Raw genomic sequence first — 17,796 nt, 5'->3', positions numbered from 1 at the left:
GGTGACGATGCCGTCGCGGGTTATCCTCGCTCTCTCGGCCCTCCTGGCCGCCGTGCCCGTGGCCCATGCCGCGGGCACGTCCGAGGCGCCCGTGCGCGTGGTCTCGATGAACCTGTGCGCGGACGAGCTCGTCCTGCGGCTGGCCGACCGCGACCAGGTGCTGGCGATCACCTATCTCGCCCGCGATCCACGAGGATCGACGGTCGCGACCGAGGCTGCCGGACTGCCGGTGACGCGCGGCCTCACCGAGGAGGTCGTCGCGCTCCGACCCGACCTCGTCATCGCCGGCGCCTTCACCACGCGCGCTACGGTCGGCATGCTCAAGCGCGTCGGCTCGCCGGTGCTCGAACTCGGCGTGCCGGTCGATCTCGACGGCGTGCGCACCCAGATCCGGCAGGTGGCGGGAGCGCTCGGGCACCCCGAGCGGGGCGAGGCTTTGGTTGCTGACCTCGACGCCAGGCTCGCCTCCGTCACCCCGGCCACCCGTCCCTTGCGGGCCCTCGTCATGCGCCCGAACGCCTTCACGGTCGCGCCCGGCGGCCTCGGCGACGCGCTCATCCGCGCAGCCGGCCTCGTCAACGTGGCGGCCGAGATCGGACGCGACCGGTTCGGACAGGTGCCGCTCGAAGCCGCAGCGCTCGCCAACGCCGACCTGATTGTGGTGGACGAGGGTGCGCCGGGCCTTCCCTCGCTCGCCGACACGCTCCTGCACCATCCCGTCTTCCGGGCGCTCGCGCGCGGGCATCGGACGGTCGCCATCCCGAACCGCTTCTGGACATGCCCGGGGCCCCAGGTCGCCGAGGTCGTGGCGCGCCTCGCGGCCGCCGCGAACGGGCGGGAGCCCTGGCCATGAACGCGCCCGTTCGGACCATCGCCAGCCCTGCCGCGCGGCTCCTCGGCACGCCGAGCGCCCGCCGTGTCGTCATCGCTGTCCTCGGCCTCGCCGCCCTCGCCTTGACGCTTGCCTCGGTCGCGATCGGCTACGCGCCCTTCGACGTGCCGGCCGCGTTCGCGGATCTCGTCGCGGGCCGGACCACGCTGCCTGCCATGGTGCTGTGGGAGTTGCGCGTCCCGCGGGCACTGCTGGGCGGGCTCGTCGGGTTCAGTCTCGGCCTGACCGGCGCGGCGATGCAGGGCTACCTGCGCAACCCGCTGGCCGATCCCGGCATCCTCGGCATCTCCTCGGCCGCGGCGCTCGGCGCCGTGCTCGTCTTCTATGGTGGCCTCGCTGCTTCCTTAAGCCTCGCCCTGCCGCTCGGCGGCATCGCCGGCGCGGGCGTGGCGGCGTTGCTCCTCAACGCACTCGCAGCGCGCGGCAGCAGCACGCTGGGGCTGATCCTGGCCGGCGTCGGCCTGTCGAGCCTCGCCAGCGCCCTGACCGCGCTGGCGCTCAACCTGTCCCCGAACCCCTACGCGGCCCTGGAGATCGTGTTCTGGCTGATGGGTTCTCTGGCCGACCGCAGCCTGGACCACGTCGTCTTGTGCCTGCCGTTGATGGTGATCGGCTGGGGCCTGATGCTTTCGATCGGTTCCGCCCTCGATGCGCTGACCCTTGGCGAGGACACCGCGGCGAGCCTTGGGGTCGGTCTCGTCTCGGTGCGGCTGCGTCTCGTCACCGGCGCGGCGCTTGCCGTCGGCAGCGGAGTGGCGGTCTCCGGTGCCATCGGCTTCGTCGGCCTCGTCGTGCCGCACCTGATGCGTCCGCTCGTCGGGGCCCGCCCCAGCGCCGGCCTGTTATCGAGCGGGCTCGCCGGCGCGGTCCTGGTCTTGGCGGCGGACATCGGCGTGCGCCTGCTCGCCACCCGGCCGGAACTCAAGCTTGGCGTGGTGACCGCCCTGGTGGGCGCGCCGTTCCTGATCATGCTGCTCCTGCGGAACCGCGGGAGGGGGGCATGAGCCTCGACCTCAGCGACGTCCGAGTGACGCTGGATGGCCGGACGATCCTCAAGGACATCGACCTCGCCCTGGAGCGCGGCCGCTTCGTCGGGCTCGTCGGTCCGAACGGCGCTGGCAAGACCACGCTCCTGCGTGTCCTGACTGCGTTGGTCGCGCCGAGCCGGGGCCAGGTCACCCTGGAAGGCCAAGCGCTGTCCGGCATGAGCCGCGAAGCACGGGCCCGCCGCATCGCCGCCCTTTTCCAGGGCGCTGGCGTCGGCTGGCCAATCACGGTGCGCCAGATCGTGGCGCTCGGCCGGCTGCCCCACAGGCGCACCTTCGCGGGATTCTCGGAAGCCGATGAGGCCGCGGTAGCGCGTGCGATGGCACGCACCGATATCGGACATCTTGCCGGCAGGACCGAGCCGACCCTGTCCTCGGGCGAGCGCATGCGCGCGCTGCTCGCCCGGGCGCTCGCGGTCGAGGCCGAGTGGCTCCTCGCCGACGAACCGATCACGGCCCTCGACCCCGCCCATCAGCTCGACGCCATGGCGCTGCTACGCGCGGCGTCGCGCGATGGTGCCGGCGTGGTCGCCGTCCTGCACGACCTCGCGCTCGCGGCCCGGTTCTGCGACCGTATCGTCGTGCTGTTCGACGGTCGCCTCATCGCGGACGCCTCACCCGAAGAAGCCCTAACGGATGCCTTGCTGGCCCGCGTGTTCGGCGTGACGGCCGAGCGGGGCGAGGCCGCGGACGGAACCCGGTACATCCTGCCCTGGGCGCGTTCCGGGGACACGAAGGAGGAAAGCGATGGCGTCATCGTCAAACGCTGAGGCAGTCACGGACCTGCTGCGCGAAGCCCTGGCCGACCCCGGCACCGCCTGGAGCCTTGGCAGCTTCGGAGCCATCGCTGAGTTCATGCGCGACCCGGACGAGGCGGTGATGGGGCTACCGGACGAGCGCCTGGGCATGGCGACCGAGCGCGGCGCCATCGCCCTGACCGCCCGTCCTGACCTGCGCCCGGTGGCCTACGAGACCTCGGTCGCGTCCGGCTGGAACCACGCCGTCGCCCTGTGCCTACCGGAAGGCGCCTGCGCCATGAGCCAGCGCGGCGTGGTGATCGAACTCGGCCCGGACCGAGATGCCGCTCGCGAACAGGACCGGGATGCCATCTTGTTTGACCTCGGACTCGACCTGCTCGCGGTCGACGCCTGCGTGCGCACGAGCGACCCAGAGGCCATCGCCTGCCTCCGGTTAGGTGTCGGACAACCCCTGTTCGATCACGCGAACCCCATCGGTCGGCAACTCGTCGCCATGAGCCCGCATCGTGTGTTTCTCGCTCGGATCGGTCGGGTCGAAGTCTACGCCCCGATCCCGGGACCGGGCGGCACGAGCCCCGAGGGCCCGCACACCCACGTCCTGCCGAAACTCCTGCGGAGCGGGCGCACGCACGCCGCGACGACGCCGATCCCGGCGGGCTGGGTGCCGTGCGTCGGCCTGCACCCAGCCCACCCCTACAAGGACATGATGGGCCAGCGGATCGCCTTCGACGCTGCCCGGTACGAAGCCTTTCAAGTCCTGCTTGACCGTTGGGGCGATCCAGATCTGCTCGCGGTTAAGCGGGGTGGCGAGCATCGCCCGGACAGCCCAGTGTCGAGCCGTCACGCTCAAGCGGCACGCCGCGTGGCCGAGGTACAAGCCCGGTACCTCCGGGGTGAGGTCGTCGAGACCGATCCTAAGGCCGACGAGGACGAGGCTGTCCCCGACCATGCCTGATCCTCGCCGTCAGCGCGTGGTCGGGCTGATCGGCTGCCCCGGGGCGGGCAAGACGACCTACGCACGTCGGTTCGACCCGCTGGATGGATGGGTCCACCTGACCCTCGACGACCTCCGGCAAGCCCTCTGGCCGCCGGATCGACAGGTTTACTGGGAGGTTCGCCGCCAGGGGTGGGACACGCACGCCCGCCGGCTCCTTCATGCCGTGAAGGTAGCCGCTCTCGACGCCGCCCTAGCCCAGGGCTTCAGCGTCGTGATGGCCGACACTCACCTGACTCGTGCCGTGTTCGAGGGTGAGCTTGAGGTCGTCGGTCGGTACGGGCTCGCCGTGGAGTGGAAGGTGTTCGACGTACCCTGGGAGGTGCTCTGGACCCGCAACGAGCAGCGCGGTGTCCTCGACCCCTCTCACCGGCAGCCCGAGACCGTGCTCAGGTTTGCATACGACGCCTTCCATGCACCGGATGCTTGGTGGCGCGTGCTGCCGCGGGACGCAGTCGAGGTCATCGCGTCGTAGGATCGCCGCCACGGCCGACCAGTGTCGCGTCCCGGGCACAGGCGGCGGATATACCGAGCCGGTCCGTTGACGTCGGATTAGGTCGGCATGCTAACCGTATCCGCGACGGTTCCCCTCGGGGATTAAACGGGAACGCGGTGAGGGTTTGCGGGCCGAAGGTCTGCCTCGATGCCGCGGCTGCCCCCGCAACTGTAAGCGGTGAGACCTCCGCCACCATGTCACTGGGCCGCCTCGCCCGGGAAGACGGTGAGAGGGCAGCGACCCGCGAGCCAGGAGACCTGCCGTCCATCGTGGTCACACGCGGAGCGTGCCGGACGGGGTGTGTCGGCAGGTGTTGGTGATGGCGCGCGGTTTGCGGCGTGCCCTCATCGGCCTCGTTCGCGGTGACGTGCCACTGCCGTTGCCCCGAGGCCCCGATGTCCGACCATCAGCCTCCGCCAGTCCCGCGCGGCCTCGCGGCGAGCGCCCTGGCCGCCGCCCTCTGTATCGCCCCGACCTGTGCCGGCGCGCAGGCCGCTCGCGCGGACGAGGTCACGCTATCGGAGATCTCGGTGAGCGCCGTGGCCGTGCCGACTGCCGCTGCTGCCGGTCCGGCCTCGGCCAGCGCCGGCTACGTCGGTGGGGTGTCAGGCATCGGCGGCGCGCTCCGTCCGGTCGATGCAGCAAGTGGCGGGATTATCTCGGGCGCGCAGCTCAACAGCCGTCCGATCACCCGGCCCGGCGAGGTGCTGGAGGAGGTGCCGGGCCTCATCGTCACGCAGCACTCCGGCGAGGGCAAGGCCAACCAGTTCTTCCTGCGCGGCTTCAACCTCGACCACGGCACCGACATCGCCCTGTTCGTGGACGGCATGCCGGTCAACATGCGCACCCACGCCCACGGCCAGGGCTACGCCGACCTCAACTTCCTGATCCCCGAACTCGTCGGCGCGGTGGAGTTCCACAAGGGGCCGTACTTCGTGCGCGACGGCGACTTCGCCTCTGCCGGCTCGGTGCGGATCGACTACCTCGACACGGTCGCGCAGAACGTCGCGCTCACCTCGATCGGCTCCTTCGGCTACAAGCGCGCGCTCTCCATCGCCACCGCGCCGCTCGGCGCCGGCAACCTTCTGGTGGCCGGCGAGGCGCAGACCTATGACGGGCCCTGGGATGTGCCCGATCGCTTGAGGAAGCTCAACGGCGTCATCCGCTACAGCCAGGGCACCGCCACCGACGGGTTCTCGGTCACCGGCATGGCCTACTGGGCGAGGTGGAACGCCACCAACCAGATCCCGGAGCGCGCGGTCGCGGACAGGATCATCGGCCGCTACGGCAGCCTCAACCCGACGGATGGCGGCGATACCGGCCGCTTCTCGCTCTCGGGTCGCTGGAGCCAGACGGACGAGACCGGCATCACGCGCGCGAATGCCTACGTCATCCGCTACCGGATGAACCTGTTCAACGACTTCACCTACTTCCTGAACGACCCCGTCAACGGCGACCAGTTCCGCCAGCTCGACGACCGGGTGCTCGGTGGCGGCGAGGTTGCCCACGTCTTCCAGGGTGACCTCGCCGGGTTGCCGATGGAGAACGAGATCGGGGTGCAGACCCGCACCGATTCCATGCGCGTCGGGCTCTTCAACACCCAGAACCGCCAGTTCCGCTCCACGGTGCTCGACGACCGGGTCGTGGAGGCGAGCGCGGCCTTCTACTACGAGAACCGCCTGCGCTGGACCGACTGGCTGCGCACCAGCGTCGGCTTTCGCGCCGACGCCTACTACGCCGACGTCCGCTCCGACACGCCGGCCAATTCAGGGCGCGCCCGCGACGGCATCGTCAACCCGAAGCTCGGCCTCGTGCTCGGGCCCTGGGCCGAGACGGAACTCTACCTGAACTACGGCGGCGGCTTCCACTCGAACGACGTGCGCGGCGTGACGGCCACGGTCGATCCGGCGAGCCCGCTCTTCAACGTCGCCCGCTCGCCCTTCCTGGTGCCCTCGACCGGCTACGAGGTCGGCATACGCAACCGCTCGATTGCCAGGCTGGAGACTGCGGTCGCGCTGTTCCGGCTCGACTTCGCCTCCGAGAACCTGTTCCAGGGCGATACCGGCACCACCGAGCCGAGCCGGCCGACCCGGCGCCTCGGCATCGAGTGGACGAACCGCTACGCGCTCACCCCCTGGCTGCATTTGGAGGGCGACCTCACCGTCACCAACGCCCGGTTCGCCGACCGTGACCCGTCCGGCAGCCGCGTGCCGGACGCGCCGACCACCATCGCGTCGGCCGGCGTGACCTTCGGCGAGGGGCTGGGCTGGTTCGGCTCCCTGCGCTTCCGCTACTTCGGCCCGCGCCCGCTGGTCGAGGACAACACGCTGCGCTCGCGGCCCACCGCCCTGCTGAACGGCCGCGTCGGCTACAATTTCGAGAACGGGATGAGCCTGTCGCTGGACATCCTGAACCTGACGAATGCCCGGGCCGACCAGATCACCTACTTCTACCAGTCTCGCCTGCCCGGCGAGCTGGCGGAGGGTGTCGCCGACCGGCACTTCCACCCAGTCGAGCCCACCGCCGTGCGCCTGACGCTCGCCGGCCGCTTCTAGCGATTGCCGAGCGAGCATCGTCGTCCGCCGCAGCAGGTCCGCTCACCGTTGACGACCGGACCTGCTGCGGCGTGGGGACGAACGTCAGCTTGTGGCGCCTTGTCGACTTTCAACATGCTTCAGAGCGACCTGAGTGAGCAAGAGGGCGATGCCTTGCAGCCGCCTGTGGATGGCGAGAGGGTGCCCTTGGCAGTGAGCGCAGGATCGTATCCACTGCGTGTGCACACGAAGCTAAGGCGCCTGCAATTGCAATAACTTAGCTGATGCGTTCTGCTGAGGTTATGCTAGGTTCGAATCCTGGCGCCCCAGCCAATTTCCCCTAGGGAAATGGCTACTTAGCACCTCCGACTGTTCGGACAGAAAAGAGTAAACTGAGGTCGGAGCCGGCGCGAAAGTCGGCACAGTCCAAGACACCGCCTCAGCGCTCTTTCCGCTCGCCGGAGGGCTCAGCGCATGATCGACGAGACCCTGATCGCGCCGCTCGGCTATCGGCTCACCGATCTTTTCACACGCCGTCCGACGGCCTTCGGCGCCCGCACCTCGTGGCAGATGGCTGACGCCATGCGGCAGTCCATGCTGGCTGGCGGCATCTCGCCTCCGATCTGCCGCGTTCCGGCCAAGCATCTGGCCGAGGCAATGCTTCAGTGCCCCGAAGACCATTCGCGCGAGTCGGCCGAGCATCGGCAGATGAAGCGCGCTTGCCTGCTCCAGATGCGCGCCCTCGGAAGTAAGAGCGTCTAATAGAACCGCCTGATCTGGTTGAGGGTGATGAGGCTTGCCGCGAGACTAGTGGAGGCCTCGTCGCTGTCGGCGCGGCGCTCGTAGCGGATCGGCAGGCGGCGGAAGCGATTGAGCCAAGCATGGATCCGTAGCTCATCTCGGCGGGCAGCATCTCCCAGGGCAGACCTGAGCGCAGCACGAACAGGATCCCGGTCAGCGCCGCCCGGTTCTCAATCGGGCGCCGTCCGCCCTTCGGACGTGGCCGGGGCGGTGGCAGAAGCGGGGCCATCTCAAGCCAGAGATCGTCGGGCAGAAGCCGACGAGCCACCCCAGCCAACGCACGCCCAGCCGATCCGTGCCCGTTCTGTTAGACGCTCTTAGTCATTTGGGCTCGGCTTTATTTGGAGCCGATAAAATTAGATGTCGAAGTCGTCGTGGATAGCGGCGGCGCCTTGGCGCCAATAGCCGTGAGCGCGCACATAGCGACGGTCGGCGCCACGCTCGTCGATCAGCACGGTGCGCAGGCTCTTGGCGACGGCGGATTCCGCGGCGATCCAGGCGTAGCAATAGCCCGGCGGAAAGGTCAGGCCGCGCAGGGCGGCGACGATCGCCGCCCCGTGTCCTTCGCCGCGGCGCACCCAGACGATCTCGGCCCCGACGGGATGCGCCAGCGCCACGAAGGGCTCGCCGTCGTGGGTCTCGATCAGCGCCACCGCCCGGCTCATAGCCGGCAACTCCTCGAGCCGGCGCGCCAGGGCCGGCAGGCCGGTCTCGTCGGCCACGAGGAGATGCCAGTCGAAGTCGAAGGGCACCAGGAAGGAACCGCGCGGTCCGGCGATCCAGGCGGGATCCCCCGGCCGGGCCTCGGCCGCCCAGCGGCTGGCCGGGCCCTCGTGCAGCAGCGCGAAATCGATATCGAGCTCTCGCGCCTCGGGATCGTAGCGGCGCGGCGTGAAATCACGTCCCAGCGGTTGGGGGCCGGTCTCAGGAAAGACGAGCCCGTCCGGTCCGGTCTCCGGCAGCACCGGCCTGTCATGGCCGGGAGCGGCGAAGAACATCTTGACGTGATCGTCGAAGCCCGGGCTCGCGAAACCATTGAGGTCCGAGCCGGTGAGGGTGATGCGCCGCATCGCCGGGCCGAGGGGCGCGGTGCGCAGGACTGACAGCTGCCGCAGCACGACCGGGTGGCGCTGGCGCCGCGTCATCCGTTCGCGCTGCCCTTCCGGGCTGTCCGTGCTCATCGTCATAAAACCTCTTTCCGGTCTCCGGCGACAGGCGCCGCGGAGAGCCGCCGTACGGCAGCAATCGGGGGGCTGGCGGCCGCGCGAACGGACCACGCGTCCAGTTCGTTTTGGTTCGAGGAGAAGCCGGGATCGGACCGGCTGACCCAAGCTAAAGAAATCGAAAGATCCTACAATCACAATGCCTTGGATCGAGGCCTACTCGAGTTCTACGGCCCTTAAGCCGTGCCCAGTCGGTATCGATCGGACACGGCTTGAAGATCTCGCTTCGGCGGGACCGCAGCCACATCAGAACCTGACCTCGACGCCGCCGCCGATCTCGCGGGGGAGCACCAGGGTGCCCTCATAGTAGTTCGAGGGCCGGGCGCGGGTCAGGCGCTGGTAGGTGACGGAGCGGTCATCGAGCAGGTTGTTGCAGAACACGAACAGCCGGGCGTTCTCGCTGGCCACGTAGGTGATCCGCGCATCGGCGACCGTGTAGCTCTTGATCTTGGCGAGGGGGTTGTTGGCATCCTCGGAGAAGTAATCATCAGTGTAGCGGACCACGCCGCCCAGCGTTACCTTCGGCATGAACTCCCAGTCGAAGCCGACCTTGAGGTTCATGGCCGGGGCGCGGGCGAACTGCTTGCCCTGGAACACCGCCCGGGTGTTGAGATCGCGGGTGATGTGGGTGTTGAGCAGGCCGATGCCGCCCTTCACGCGCAGGTTATCCAGCACGAGGTAATCCGCACCGATCTCGGCGCCATAGGAGCGTGAGGCGTCGACGTTGACGGTGAAGGACGAGAACACGCCGGGGGCGAGGTTCTGATCGATGTAGTGCTGGCCGTTTTTGAAGTTGGTGTAGAACAGGTTGGTGGTCAGGAACATGCGGTCGTCAAGAAGACGCGCCCGCGCGAACAATTCGTAATTGCGCGCCGACTCCTCTTTGAAGGAGATGTAGCGGCCGGTGGTCAGGTTCAGCGAGACGCCGCCGGGATTGTAGCCCTCGCTGTAGAGGGCGCCGACCGTCACGTCGCGGGTGATGTCGTAGGACAGGGTGACCTTTGGCAGGACAACGCTGAAGGCACGGCTGTAATTCAGGAACTCGCGTGCATAGGGCGAGGTGCCGGCCCGGCTGAGGTCGTCGTACTGGTAGCGCAGGCTGCCGGACAACGTCCACTTTTCGAGGAAACGATAGTTCAGCTCGCCGAAGACGCCGAGACTGTCGCGATGGTCGCTGTAGCGGGTCAGTCCGATCAAGTTCAGCGAGTCGATGGAATCGGTTGAATAGTAATAATATCCGACCATACCACTGAGGCCTTCGACCAGTGGGTCTCCGAAAGTGACGCGGGACTCGTTCGAGATATTTTTGGGATGGATCGTCGCCGATCCGTTGTTGACCGGCGCGGTGTACCGCTTAGTCAGTACGTCCGAATACTGAAATTGGTTGACGATCTTGACGCCATTCCCGAAGTCGTAGCCGAGATCGAAAATGCCGACATTGGCGATGTTGGCATAGGTCGGGGACGAGGTGACGATGCTGTTGCGCTGCGAGAACGGCCGGGTCGCGGCCTCGAAGGTCGGCCGATTGTTGAATGTGCGCGAATAGGTGACCTTCGCCTCAAGCCCCGGCAGTTCCTTCGGCCGGTACAGCACCTTGAAGCGGACATTGGCCGTTTCCAGGTCGAGATCGGTACCCGTGCCGTTGAAGGCCGGGTTGATGTAGTTGATGAAATTGTCCCGCCCGTAATAATCCACGGCAAGACGAGCAGCGACCTCGTCCGAGATCGGCATGTTCAGCATGGCTGCGGTGCGCTTGAGGTCGCGGCTGCCGTAGAGGGCCTGGAACCGGGCCTCGGGGACGAAGGTGGGGTCGTTGGTGCGGATCACGATCGCGCCGGCGATGCTGTTGGCACCCTGCGAGATCGTCTGTGGTCCGCGGAAGACCTCGATAGAATTCGTATCCCACAACGGTACGCTGCCGAAGACAAGCTCGTTGTAGGTGAGATTGTGGCCGTCGATGTTGACGATGGTCCGCGGCACGGTGCCGCCGAAGAACGCGGTCGCACCGGAATTCGGACCCTCGCTGTCCTGGCCGCGGATGGTCGGAGCGCCCCCGAGACCGCCCGTCGTGGGGAGATTGACGTTGGGCGTCCCGAGCAGCGCGTCTGCCGCCGAGTTGCGGTTCACGTCCTTCTCGATCTCCTCGCGGGTCACCACCGTCACCGACGAGGCCGTCTGCTGGAGCGGGCGCGTGATCTTCTCGCCGGAGACGGAGATCTCCTCGAGCTGTACCGCGTTTGCTTGCGCGATGTCGGTGGCTTTCTGCGCCAGGGCGGCACTCCCCAGCATGGATAGAAGTGCGGCGCTGCTGACACTGCGCAGCCACCGTTGGACAGAGGTCGTCGGCATCGGGGTCTCGTGACCGTTCGTAGAGAGTTGGGTGGCGTGGGATCGACGATCGCGCATCGAATCCAGAGTACCATCATTCCACAATCCGATATGCGTTCCGCGAGTCAACATGGCGCGCTCAAGCGTGGCCGTTTGATCGCGCGGCGTTGCAAACGCGCCACGTGCCTGATTTATTTCAGAATTTTTCAAAACTAGCGTTGCTCCGCCGGAGCAAATACGGGTAGGCGGGCCAGTCCGTCCGGGGGGCCGCGCGGCCTGCCTGCGCCGGATCTGCTGGGTCCCGCAGGAGGGCGCTGCGCCACCCTGCGCTCGAAGACGGGACGGTGGCATGAAAGCGCCTCGACAGGGCAAGGCCGGAGACTTTGCTGCAAAGCGGTCAGCGACGATCCAGTCGGTCGCGATGGCGTTCCGGTTCCTCGACCTGCTCTCAGAGGCGGAGGGGCCCCTGGTCCTTGGCGAGATCGCCCGGCGCGGCCGCACCGGCGCCTCGACCGCCCACCGCTACATGCGCAGCCTCGTCCAGGAAGGGCTCGCCGCGCAGGATGAGCTCGGGCGCTATGATCTCGGCCCCGCCGCCCTACGCATCGGCGTCCGCGCCCTGCGCCGGATCGAGCCTGTCGAGATCGCCGCCCGATCGATGCAGATCATGGCAGCAGGGCATGCGGCGAGCTGCGGAGTGGCGATCTGGACCGAGCGCGGCCCGACCATCGTGCGCTGGTACCGCAGCGCCGGGTTCACGATCAGCACAGTGACGCTTGGCGACGTGCTGCCGCTCGACAGCACGGCATGCGGGCTGGTGTTCCAGGCCTACCTGCCTGCCGACATGATCGCCTCGGCGCGGCGCCGCCAGCCCGCAGCTTTCCGGGGTAGCGCGCCCAGGTCCGATGAACTGGTCGCCATTCGCGAAGCGGGGATAGCCGAGCTTGACGAGCGTCTGTTCCGCCAGCTCACCGGCAAGGCAGCGCCGGTCTTCAATGCCCTCGGCGAGATCGCCTGCGTGGTCGCGACGGTGTCACATGTCGAAGTGGCAGAGAAGGAGGGGCACCGTGCCGCCCTGTGCGAGGCGGCGCGGCGAAGCAGCCGCGAGGCGGGTGGTCCCTGATGACTCGGCGGCCCACGCCTCAGAGCTTTCGGCTTCGTGCCAGGAGCCAGAGCAGGTAGAGGTCGCCTACCAGCCCGGTCGTCAAGCCAATCGGCATGGTCACACCGAAGGGAAGGCGCTGGCTGAGGAGGTCTGAGGCCAGGAGCAGCACCGCGCCCATCGCCGCCGCCGACAGCAGCGGCAGGTCGGCCGAGCCGACGAGCCGCCGCGCCAGCTGCGGTGCAGCCAGGGCGATGAAGGCGATCGGCCCGGCGGCGGCGGTGGCCGTGGCGGTGAGCGCGACGGCCGTCATCACTGCGACGAGGCGCATCCGCTCCACTGGCACGCCGAGCTGGCGTGCCGCGTCGTCACCCATCTCCATCAGGGCAAGGGGGCGGGCGCTAGCGAGCGCCAGGGGCACGATCGCCGCCAGGGCCAGGGCGGCCGGGATGGCGTGCGACCAGGTTCGGGCGGTCAGCGAGCCGGCGAGCCAGACCTGCGCCGCCACCGCCCGGTCGAGATCGCTCTCGACCAGCAGGACCGTGTTGAGGCCGGCGAGTGTCGCGCCGACGCCAATCCCCACCAGCACCAGCCGATTGCCGCCGCCCGGCCGCCCTTTCAGCGCCAGCAGGAACACGATGGCGGCGGTGGCCATGCCGGAGGCGACCGCCGCCAGGGATACGGCCAGCGGCCCGGCATCGGCGAGGATGATCTGGACGATGGCGCCGGTGGCCGCCCCAGTGGTAAAGCCGACGATGTCCGGGGAGCCCAAGGGATTGCGCGACAGCGATTGGAAGATCGCGCCGGCCATGCCCAGCGAGACCCCGACGCAGAGGGCGGTCAGCACCCGTGGCAGCCGCAGGCCGAGGACGATCCGCTCCGCGACGGGGTTGCCGCTTCGTCCGGTCAGTACGGCCAGAACCTCGCCCGGTGGGAAGGCGAGCGTGCCGGTGCCGAGCAGCGCCAGCCCGAGGGCGAAGCAGAGCCCGGCCAGCACCGCGCACAGCAGGAGGCTGCGCGGGCGCCAGCGCAGCGAGGCCCGGCCGAGCCGAATGACGCGGGCGGATGCGCTCATCGCCCGCCCACCCGGAAGCGGCGGACGGCGGCGACGAAGAACGGGCCGCCGAGCAGGGCGGTGACGATGCCGGCCGGGACCTCGGAGGGCGCGGCGATCACACGCCCGGCCATGTCCGCGCCGAGCAGCAGGGCGGCGGCGAAGAGAGCGGAGAAGGCGAGGATCCGGCGCTGGTCCGGCCCGGCGACCGCGCGGGCGAGATGCGGTGCGATCAGCCCGACGAAGCCGATCGGCCCCGCCGCCGCGGTCGCCGCACCCGCCAGGATCATCACGCTGAGGCAGGAGAGCAGCCATACCCGCCGCGGATCGGCACCCAGGGCCTGGCCGAGGTCGTCGCCGAGGGCCAGCGCGTTGAGGCTGTCAACATGTGCCAGGACGACCGCGAGGCCGGCGGACACTGCCACGACCAGCACCACGGCGGCCTCGAAGCCCGATCGTTCCAGCGACCCGGCCATCCAGGTGCGGAACCCCTCGAACACCGTCGGCGGCGCATTGAGTACGACGAGGCCGGTCACCGCCGCGAGCGTCACAGAGATCCCGGCCTCGGCCAGGAGCAGGCGCACGGGGTTGATGCCAGTCTCACCGGCCCGGCCAAGGGCGAAGACGGCGACACCCGCGAGCCCCGCACCGACGGCCGCGCACAGCACGTAATGTGAGACATGAGCAAGGTGGAACAGGCTGACGCCGAGCACCACCGCCGTCGCCGCGCCGCCGTTGATGCCGAGCAGGCCCGGCTCGGCCAGGGGATTACGCGTCAGCGCCTGCATCACCGCGCCGGCCATCCCCAGGGCCGCTCCGGCCAGCACGGCGACGATCATCCGCGGCAGGCGCACCTCGCGCACGATCAGGTGGAGATCGTCGGCGCGGTCGTAGGCGACCAGTGCCGCGGCCACATTGCGGAGGCCGATGGGCCGCGAGCCGATGGCGAGGCTCGCCAGGGCCAGCGCGGCGACCACCAGGAATCCGAGCATCAGGATCCCGAGCGTTGGCCCGCCCCGCCGCCGCGGCCGCGCAGCCGGCGCGGCAGCGTCGGTCGCCGTCGGCTCGGCACTCATGGCTTGCTGAAGGCCGCGCGTAGGGCGTCGGCGACCTGTCGGCCCGAATAGGGATCAATCCGGAAGGAGGTCGGCCCGAGCGGGTAGACCCTGCGGTGAACGATGGCGGGATGATTGGCGAGCACCGGCTCGGCCAGAAAGGCCTCCACATCCCTGGCCGTAGCCCGCAGCAGGAAAACATTGTCGCCGGTGATGGCGGCGGACAGATTTTCTCGTGAGAAGAACACGAAGTCCGAGGCCCGGGTGCTGTTCGGCTTCAGACTGGGCGGCACGCTCACGACGGTGAATCCCAGGGCATCGAGCAGTTGCGCGACGGGGCTGGTGTGCCGCGCCACGGAGTAGCTGCCAGCGATGTCGTAGCCGACCACGCTGACTTTCGCTCCCCGCGGATCAATGGCACGCGCCGCCTCCGCCATATCCTCATTGAAGCGGCGGATGGCGGCTTGGGCCTGCGCCTCTAGCCCGGTGGCACGGCCGAGTTCGACAGCCAGCTCCTGCCAGGACCGGCTCGAATAATCGACGACCACGCTTCTGATCCCAAGGGCCTCCAACTCCGCCTGATGCGGCGCCGCGCTGTCCCGACCGGTGGCGGAGACGACGACCAAGTCCGGCTTGGCGCCGACCACGGCCTCGATGTCGAAGGCGACGTTGGGATAGAGCACCGCCACGCCCCGGTGGTCGGCCTCCGCCGCCCATTGCGAGAAAAAGCCTTTCGCGTCGGTGATCGAACTCGGCGTCGTCGCGGCGCTGGCGACCACGGGGGCATCGATCGCGAGGAGGATGCCGGTGATGCTGGGCGAGGTCGAGACGATGCGCCGCGGCGTGTCCGACGCGGCCCGCGCCGGAGACAGTCCGGTCCGGAGCGCCAGGCCGGCGCCGAGCAGCATGAGAGCGGTGTGGCGTCTCGCCAGCAGCATCGTCACGTGGGTCCTGCGGCAATCGTGTGGAAGGGAGCGGCCGGCCGATCGAGGGGAACCGGGGGGACGGCGCATTCCTTATGGCGTATCACGTTCCGCAATGCGACAAGGCTCGGTGACATAACCGGTATCTGCCGGGACCCCGAGGCTCCCGGACGGCGCCGATCTCGACAGGGAGACCGCGGGCGTGACCCTCGCGATCGCTCCACTTCCCGCAACGGCCGGCGCGCTGCTGCCCCAGATCCGGGGGCTCCGCCCGTGACGCATCGCCTGCATGCGGATGGCGTGACGCTCTGCTACGAGGCACGCACGATCGCGACGGACCTGTCGCTGGCGATCCCCGACGGCGCGTTCACGGTGATCGTCGGCCCCAACGCCTGCGGCAAGTCCACCCTGCTGCGCGCCCTGGCTCGGCTGCTCGCTCCCCGGCGCGGGCAGGTGATCCTCGACGGCAAGCCGATCGCCGAGCGCTCGGCCAAGGAGGTTGCCCGCCGGCTTGGCCTGCTGCCGCAGACGGCGACGGCCCCGGATGGGATCACCGTCGCCGACCTCGTGGCGCGGGGGCGCTATCCGCATCAGTCGTTCCTACGACAATGGTCGCGGGCAGATGCGCAAGCCGTCGCGGAGGCCATGGCAGCGACGGGGGTGGCGGGCCTCGCCGACCGGCCCGTGGACGAACTGTCCGGCGGCCAGCGCCAGCGGGTCTGGATCGCCATGGTGCTGGCGCAGGAGACGCCGCTGCTGCTGCTCGACGAGCCGACGACCTTCCTCGACATCGCCCACCAGATCGACCTCCTCGACCTGCTCGCGGCGCTGAACGCCGGGGGGCGTACGGTCGTTGCGGTGCTGCACGACCTTAACCAAGCCTGCCGTTACGCCTCGCACCTCGTGGCGATGAGAAGCGGGGCAATCCTCGCGCAGGGCAGTCCGTCGCGGATCGTGACGCCCGACTTGGTCGAGCGGGTCTTCGGCCTGCCCTGCGTGGTGATCGACGATCCCGTATCGGGTACGCCGCTGATCGTCCCCCGCGGCCGCAAGGATGCCCGCCCGCAGGAGGTCGTCCCATGAGCCGGCGCCAGCTCCATATCGGTCTCAGCCTCACGCCGACGTGGATGAGGGGTGCAGCGGCGTGGGGTTCAGGGGCGCCGGAGGACCGCGATCCGGTGGCGTTCCACCTGCGGCTCGCCCGCGCTGCGGAGCGGGCCTGCCTCGATTTCGTATTCAAGCCGGACACTTTGGCGATGCCGCCGGCGCGGGCCGCGATGCCCCGCGCGCTGGCCGGGCTCGACCCCACCCTCCTCCTCGCCGCCCTCGCCCGCGAGACCGAAGCCATCGGGCTGGTAACGACATTGTCGAGCAGCTTCGTCCCGCCTTACCTCGCGGCACGGCAGATCCAGTCGCTGCAATGGCTCAGCGGCGGCAGAGCCGGGGTGAACATCGTCACCTCGATCGAGGGGGCGGAGAATTTCGGGGCTGACCCGATGCCGCCCCCGGACCTGCGCTACCGCAAGGCGGCCGAGTTCGCGCAGGTTCTGAGGGCCTTGTGGAAGAGCTACCCCGCGCAGGCTCTCGACGAGGCTGGCGCCTGCGCGCCGATCGACCATCGCGGCGAGTTCTTCGAGGTGGGCGGCCCGCTCAACGTTCCGACGCACGAGGCCGGACCGCCGGCCTTATTCCAGGCAGGCGCCTCCGAGACCGGCCGCGATTTCGCCGCCTCGGTTGCCGATGCCACCTTCGCCGCCACGCCGGACCGGGAGGCGGGGCTGGCGCTCCGCACCGACCTGCGCCGCCGGGCGGCGGCACACGGACGCGATCCCGATTCGGTGCGGGTGCTGCCGGGCCTGTACGTCTTTCTGGCACGAACCCGTGAGCAGGCTTTTGCGGAGCATCGCCGCGCTCACGCCCACCTCAGCGAGGACGCCCGCCGCGCGGCGGTGAGGACGATCCTCGGGCTCGACCTCGGCGCCCTCCCCGCCGAAACCAGAATCGGCCCCGAGATGCTGCCGCCGGACGATGCACCCGTGCGCAGCCGGACCCATGCCGACCTACTTCGCCGCTATATCGTGGTGCACCGACCTCGGGTGGACGAGTTGCTCGCTCGATCGGAGGTTGTCGGTTCGGCGCATTGGGTCTCGGTAGGGACCGTCGACGATGTCCTTCGCGACGTCTTCGACTGGTTCGAGGCGGGGGCGCTGGACGGCTTCATCGCTTTGCCTGGCGGTTCGGAGGGGTCGCTGCATCTGTTCCTAGAGGAACTCATCCCCGCTCTGGCCGCGGCAGGGCTGTTCCGCCGTACATACGACGGTACGACGCTGAGGCAGCATCTGCGTCTCGGCTGACGCAGGGACTGCTCTGTTTTAGTACTGCTTGCGAATCCATACGTGCTTGACCTGATCGGATTTTAGACCGGCCTGAGTGAGAAATTACTGAATGACGGCGGTCATGGGTAGCCGGAAGGTAAAATGTATGTAGATGACAGGCGCCGGCGGCCGATAGCCCGGCGTGGCCCGAAGGCACGGAAAGAAACGTCCAAGAAGGTCACAATGCTTATTGTGGCGGTGCTGCAGCGCGCTAG

The 17,796-nt window shown here is 68.9% G+C and carries 15 protein-coding genes, 1 pseudogene and 1 riboswitch; of the genes and pseudogenes, 10 read left to right on the top strand and 6 right to left on the bottom strand.

From position 1 onward, the window contains the following. Positions 1-7 precede the first annotated feature (7 nt). The 7 genes from OWC43_RS12655 (at position 8) to OWC43_RS12625 (ending at position 7,482) form a co-directional block, all read left to right on the top strand. Positions 8-853, top strand: a complete 846-nt coding sequence (locus OWC43_RS12655) for an ABC transporter substrate-binding protein (protein WP_393956941.1) — start codon at positions 8-10, stop codon at positions 851-853. Continuing rightward, on the top strand, positions 850-1,896 hold the full coding sequence (locus OWC43_RS12650) for an iron ABC transporter permease (RefSeq protein WP_287741836.1): 1,047 nt from the start codon (positions 850-852) through the stop codon (positions 1,894-1,896). The genes OWC43_RS12655 and OWC43_RS12650 overlap by 4 nt, the downstream gene beginning before the upstream one ends. Beyond that, the gene (locus OWC43_RS12645; RefSeq protein ID WP_393956940.1) at positions 1,893-2,708 is read left to right on the top strand and encodes an ABC transporter ATP-binding protein; all 816 of its coding nucleotides are present in this window, start codon (positions 1,893-1,895) and stop codon (positions 2,706-2,708) included. Before OWC43_RS12650 ends, OWC43_RS12645 begins: the two co-directional genes overlap by 4 nt. Continuing rightward, positions 2,686-3,651, top strand: coding sequence for a DUF6925 family protein (locus OWC43_RS12640; RefSeq protein ID WP_393956939.1), 966 nt, complete (start codon positions 2,686-2,688; stop codon positions 3,649-3,651). Before OWC43_RS12645 ends, OWC43_RS12640 begins: the two co-directional genes overlap by 23 nt. Beyond that, positions 3,644-4,165, top strand: coding sequence for an AAA family ATPase (locus OWC43_RS12635; protein WP_287741832.1), 522 nt, complete (start codon positions 3,644-3,646; stop codon positions 4,163-4,165). Before OWC43_RS12640 ends, OWC43_RS12635 begins: the two co-directional genes overlap by 8 nt. A gap of 89 nt (positions 4,166-4,254) precedes the next feature. Then, a riboswitch (cobalamin riboswitch) is annotated at positions 4,255-4,466 on the top strand. 115 nt (positions 4,467-4,581) lie between these two features. Further along, entirely contained in the window at positions 4,582-6,741 is a 2,160-nt protein-coding gene (locus OWC43_RS12630; RefSeq protein ID WP_393956938.1) for a TonB-dependent receptor, read from the top strand. A 453-nt stretch (positions 6,742-7,194) separates the two neighbouring features. After that, a complete protein-coding gene (locus OWC43_RS12625; protein ID WP_393958627.1) occupies positions 7,195-7,482 on the top strand; it encodes a hypothetical protein in 288 nt (95 codons plus the stop codon). Positions 7,483-7,606: 124 nt separating this feature from the next. Here OWC43_RS12625 and OWC43_RS12620 read toward each other — a convergent pair. From OWC43_RS12620 to OWC43_RS12610, 3 genes and pseudogenes are all read right to left on the bottom strand, one after another. Further along, positions 7,607-7,789 (bottom strand): annotated as a pseudogene (locus tag OWC43_RS12620) (transposase); the annotation flags it as partial. 88 nt (positions 7,790-7,877) lie between these two features. Continuing rightward, positions 7,878-8,702 (bottom strand): siderophore-interacting protein, encoded by an 825-nt coding sequence (locus OWC43_RS12615; protein WP_393956937.1) that lies wholly within the window; start codon positions 8,700-8,702, stop codon positions 7,878-7,880. 288 nt (positions 8,703-8,990) lie between these two features. Next, a complete protein-coding gene (locus OWC43_RS12610) occupies positions 8,991-11,282 on the bottom strand; it encodes a TonB-dependent receptor (RefSeq protein WP_393956936.1) in 2,292 nt (763 codons plus the stop codon). 139 nt (positions 11,283-11,421) lie between these two features. Here OWC43_RS12610 and OWC43_RS12605 point away from each other — a divergent pair, with 139 nt between their 5' ends. After that, the gene (locus OWC43_RS12605) at positions 11,422-12,195 is read left to right on the top strand and encodes an IclR family transcriptional regulator (protein WP_393956935.1); all 774 of its coding nucleotides are present in this window, start codon (positions 11,422-11,424) and stop codon (positions 12,193-12,195) included. A 19-nt stretch (positions 12,196-12,214) separates the two neighbouring features. Here OWC43_RS12605 and OWC43_RS12600 read toward each other — a convergent pair whose 3' ends face one another. The 3 genes from OWC43_RS12600 to fepB form a co-directional block, all read right to left on the bottom strand. After that, positions 12,215-13,249, bottom strand: coding sequence for a FecCD family ABC transporter permease (locus OWC43_RS12600; protein ID WP_393956934.1), 1,035 nt, complete (start codon positions 13,247-13,249; stop codon positions 12,215-12,217). Next, complete coding sequence (locus OWC43_RS12595) at positions 13,246-14,220, bottom strand: FecCD family ABC transporter permease (protein WP_393956933.1); 975 nt, start codon at positions 14,218-14,220, stop codon at positions 13,246-13,248. Before OWC43_RS12595 ends, OWC43_RS12600 begins: the two co-directional genes overlap by 4 nt. A gap of 80 nt (positions 14,221-14,300) precedes the next feature. Continuing rightward, on the bottom strand, positions 14,301-15,191 hold the full coding sequence (fepB, locus tag OWC43_RS12590) for a Fe2+-enterobactin ABC transporter substrate-binding protein (RefSeq protein ID WP_393956932.1): 891 nt from the start codon (positions 15,189-15,191) through the stop codon (positions 14,301-14,303). A 288-nt stretch (positions 15,192-15,479) separates the two neighbouring features. Here fepB and OWC43_RS12585 point away from each other — a divergent pair, with 288 nt between their 5' ends. Then, positions 15,480-16,289, top strand: a complete 810-nt coding sequence (locus OWC43_RS12585) for an ABC transporter ATP-binding protein (RefSeq protein ID WP_393956931.1) — start codon at positions 15,480-15,482, stop codon at positions 16,287-16,289. Next, positions 16,286-17,560, top strand: a complete 1,275-nt coding sequence (locus tag OWC43_RS12580; RefSeq protein ID WP_393956930.1) for an NtaA/DmoA family FMN-dependent monooxygenase — start codon at positions 16,286-16,288, stop codon at positions 17,558-17,560. The genes OWC43_RS12585 and OWC43_RS12580 overlap by 4 nt, the downstream gene beginning before the upstream one ends. The last annotated feature ends 236 nt before the right edge of the window (positions 17,561-17,796 follow it).

It is taken from the genome of Methylorubrum sp. POS3, from assembly GCF_043352485.1.
Classification (GTDB): Bacteria; Pseudomonadota; Alphaproteobacteria; order Rhizobiales; family Beijerinckiaceae; genus Methylobacterium; species Methylobacterium suomiense.
The sequence above is the reverse complement of the archived record's forward strand: the minus strand, read 5'-3'. Positions and strand labels throughout refer to the sequence as shown.

Bases quoted from the DNA above. Each gene is read 5' to 3' on its own strand.
- OWC43_RS12600 (WP_393956934.1), bottom strand. From the start codon at position 13,249: ATGAGCGCATCCGCCCGCGTCATTCGGCTCGGCCGGGCCTCGCTGCGC.
- OWC43_RS12635 (WP_287741832.1), top strand. From the start codon at position 3,644: ATGCCTGATCCTCGCCGTCAGCGCGTGGTCGGGCTGATCGGCTGCCCC.
- OWC43_RS12625 (WP_393958627.1), top strand. From the start codon at position 7,195: ATGATCGACGAGACCCTGATCGCGCCGCTCGGCTATCGGCTCACCGAT.
- OWC43_RS12645 (WP_393956940.1), top strand. From the start codon at position 1,893: ATGAGCCTCGACCTCAGCGACGTCCGAGTGACGCTGGATGGCCGGACG.
- OWC43_RS12605 (WP_393956935.1), top strand. From the start codon at position 11,422: ATGAAAGCGCCTCGACAGGGCAAGGCCGGAGACTTTGCTGCAAAGCGG.
- OWC43_RS12650 (WP_287741836.1), top strand. From the start codon at position 850: ATGAACGCGCCCGTTCGGACCATCGCCAGCCCTGCCGCGCGGCTCCTC.
- OWC43_RS12630 (WP_393956938.1), top strand. From the start codon at position 4,582: ATGTCCGACCATCAGCCTCCGCCAGTCCCGCGCGGCCTCGCGGCGAGC.
- OWC43_RS12615 (WP_393956937.1), bottom strand. From the start codon at position 8,702: ATGAGCACGGACAGCCCGGAAGGGCAGCGCGAACGGATGACGCGGCGC.
- OWC43_RS12640 (WP_393956939.1), top strand. From the start codon at position 2,686: ATGGCGTCATCGTCAAACGCTGAGGCAGTCACGGACCTGCTGCGCGAA.
- OWC43_RS12595 (WP_393956933.1), bottom strand. From the start codon at position 14,220: ATGCTCGGATTCCTGGTGGTCGCCGCGCTGGCCCTGGCGAGCCTCGCC.
- OWC43_RS12655 (WP_393956941.1), top strand. From the start codon at position 8: ATGCCGTCGCGGGTTATCCTCGCTCTCTCGGCCCTCCTGGCCGCCGTG.
- fepB (WP_393956932.1), bottom strand. From the start codon at position 15,191: ATGCTGCTCGGCGCCGGCCTGGCGCTCCGGACCGGACTGTCTCCGGCG.
- OWC43_RS12580 (WP_393956930.1), top strand. From the start codon at position 16,286: ATGAGCCGGCGCCAGCTCCATATCGGTCTCAGCCTCACGCCGACGTGG.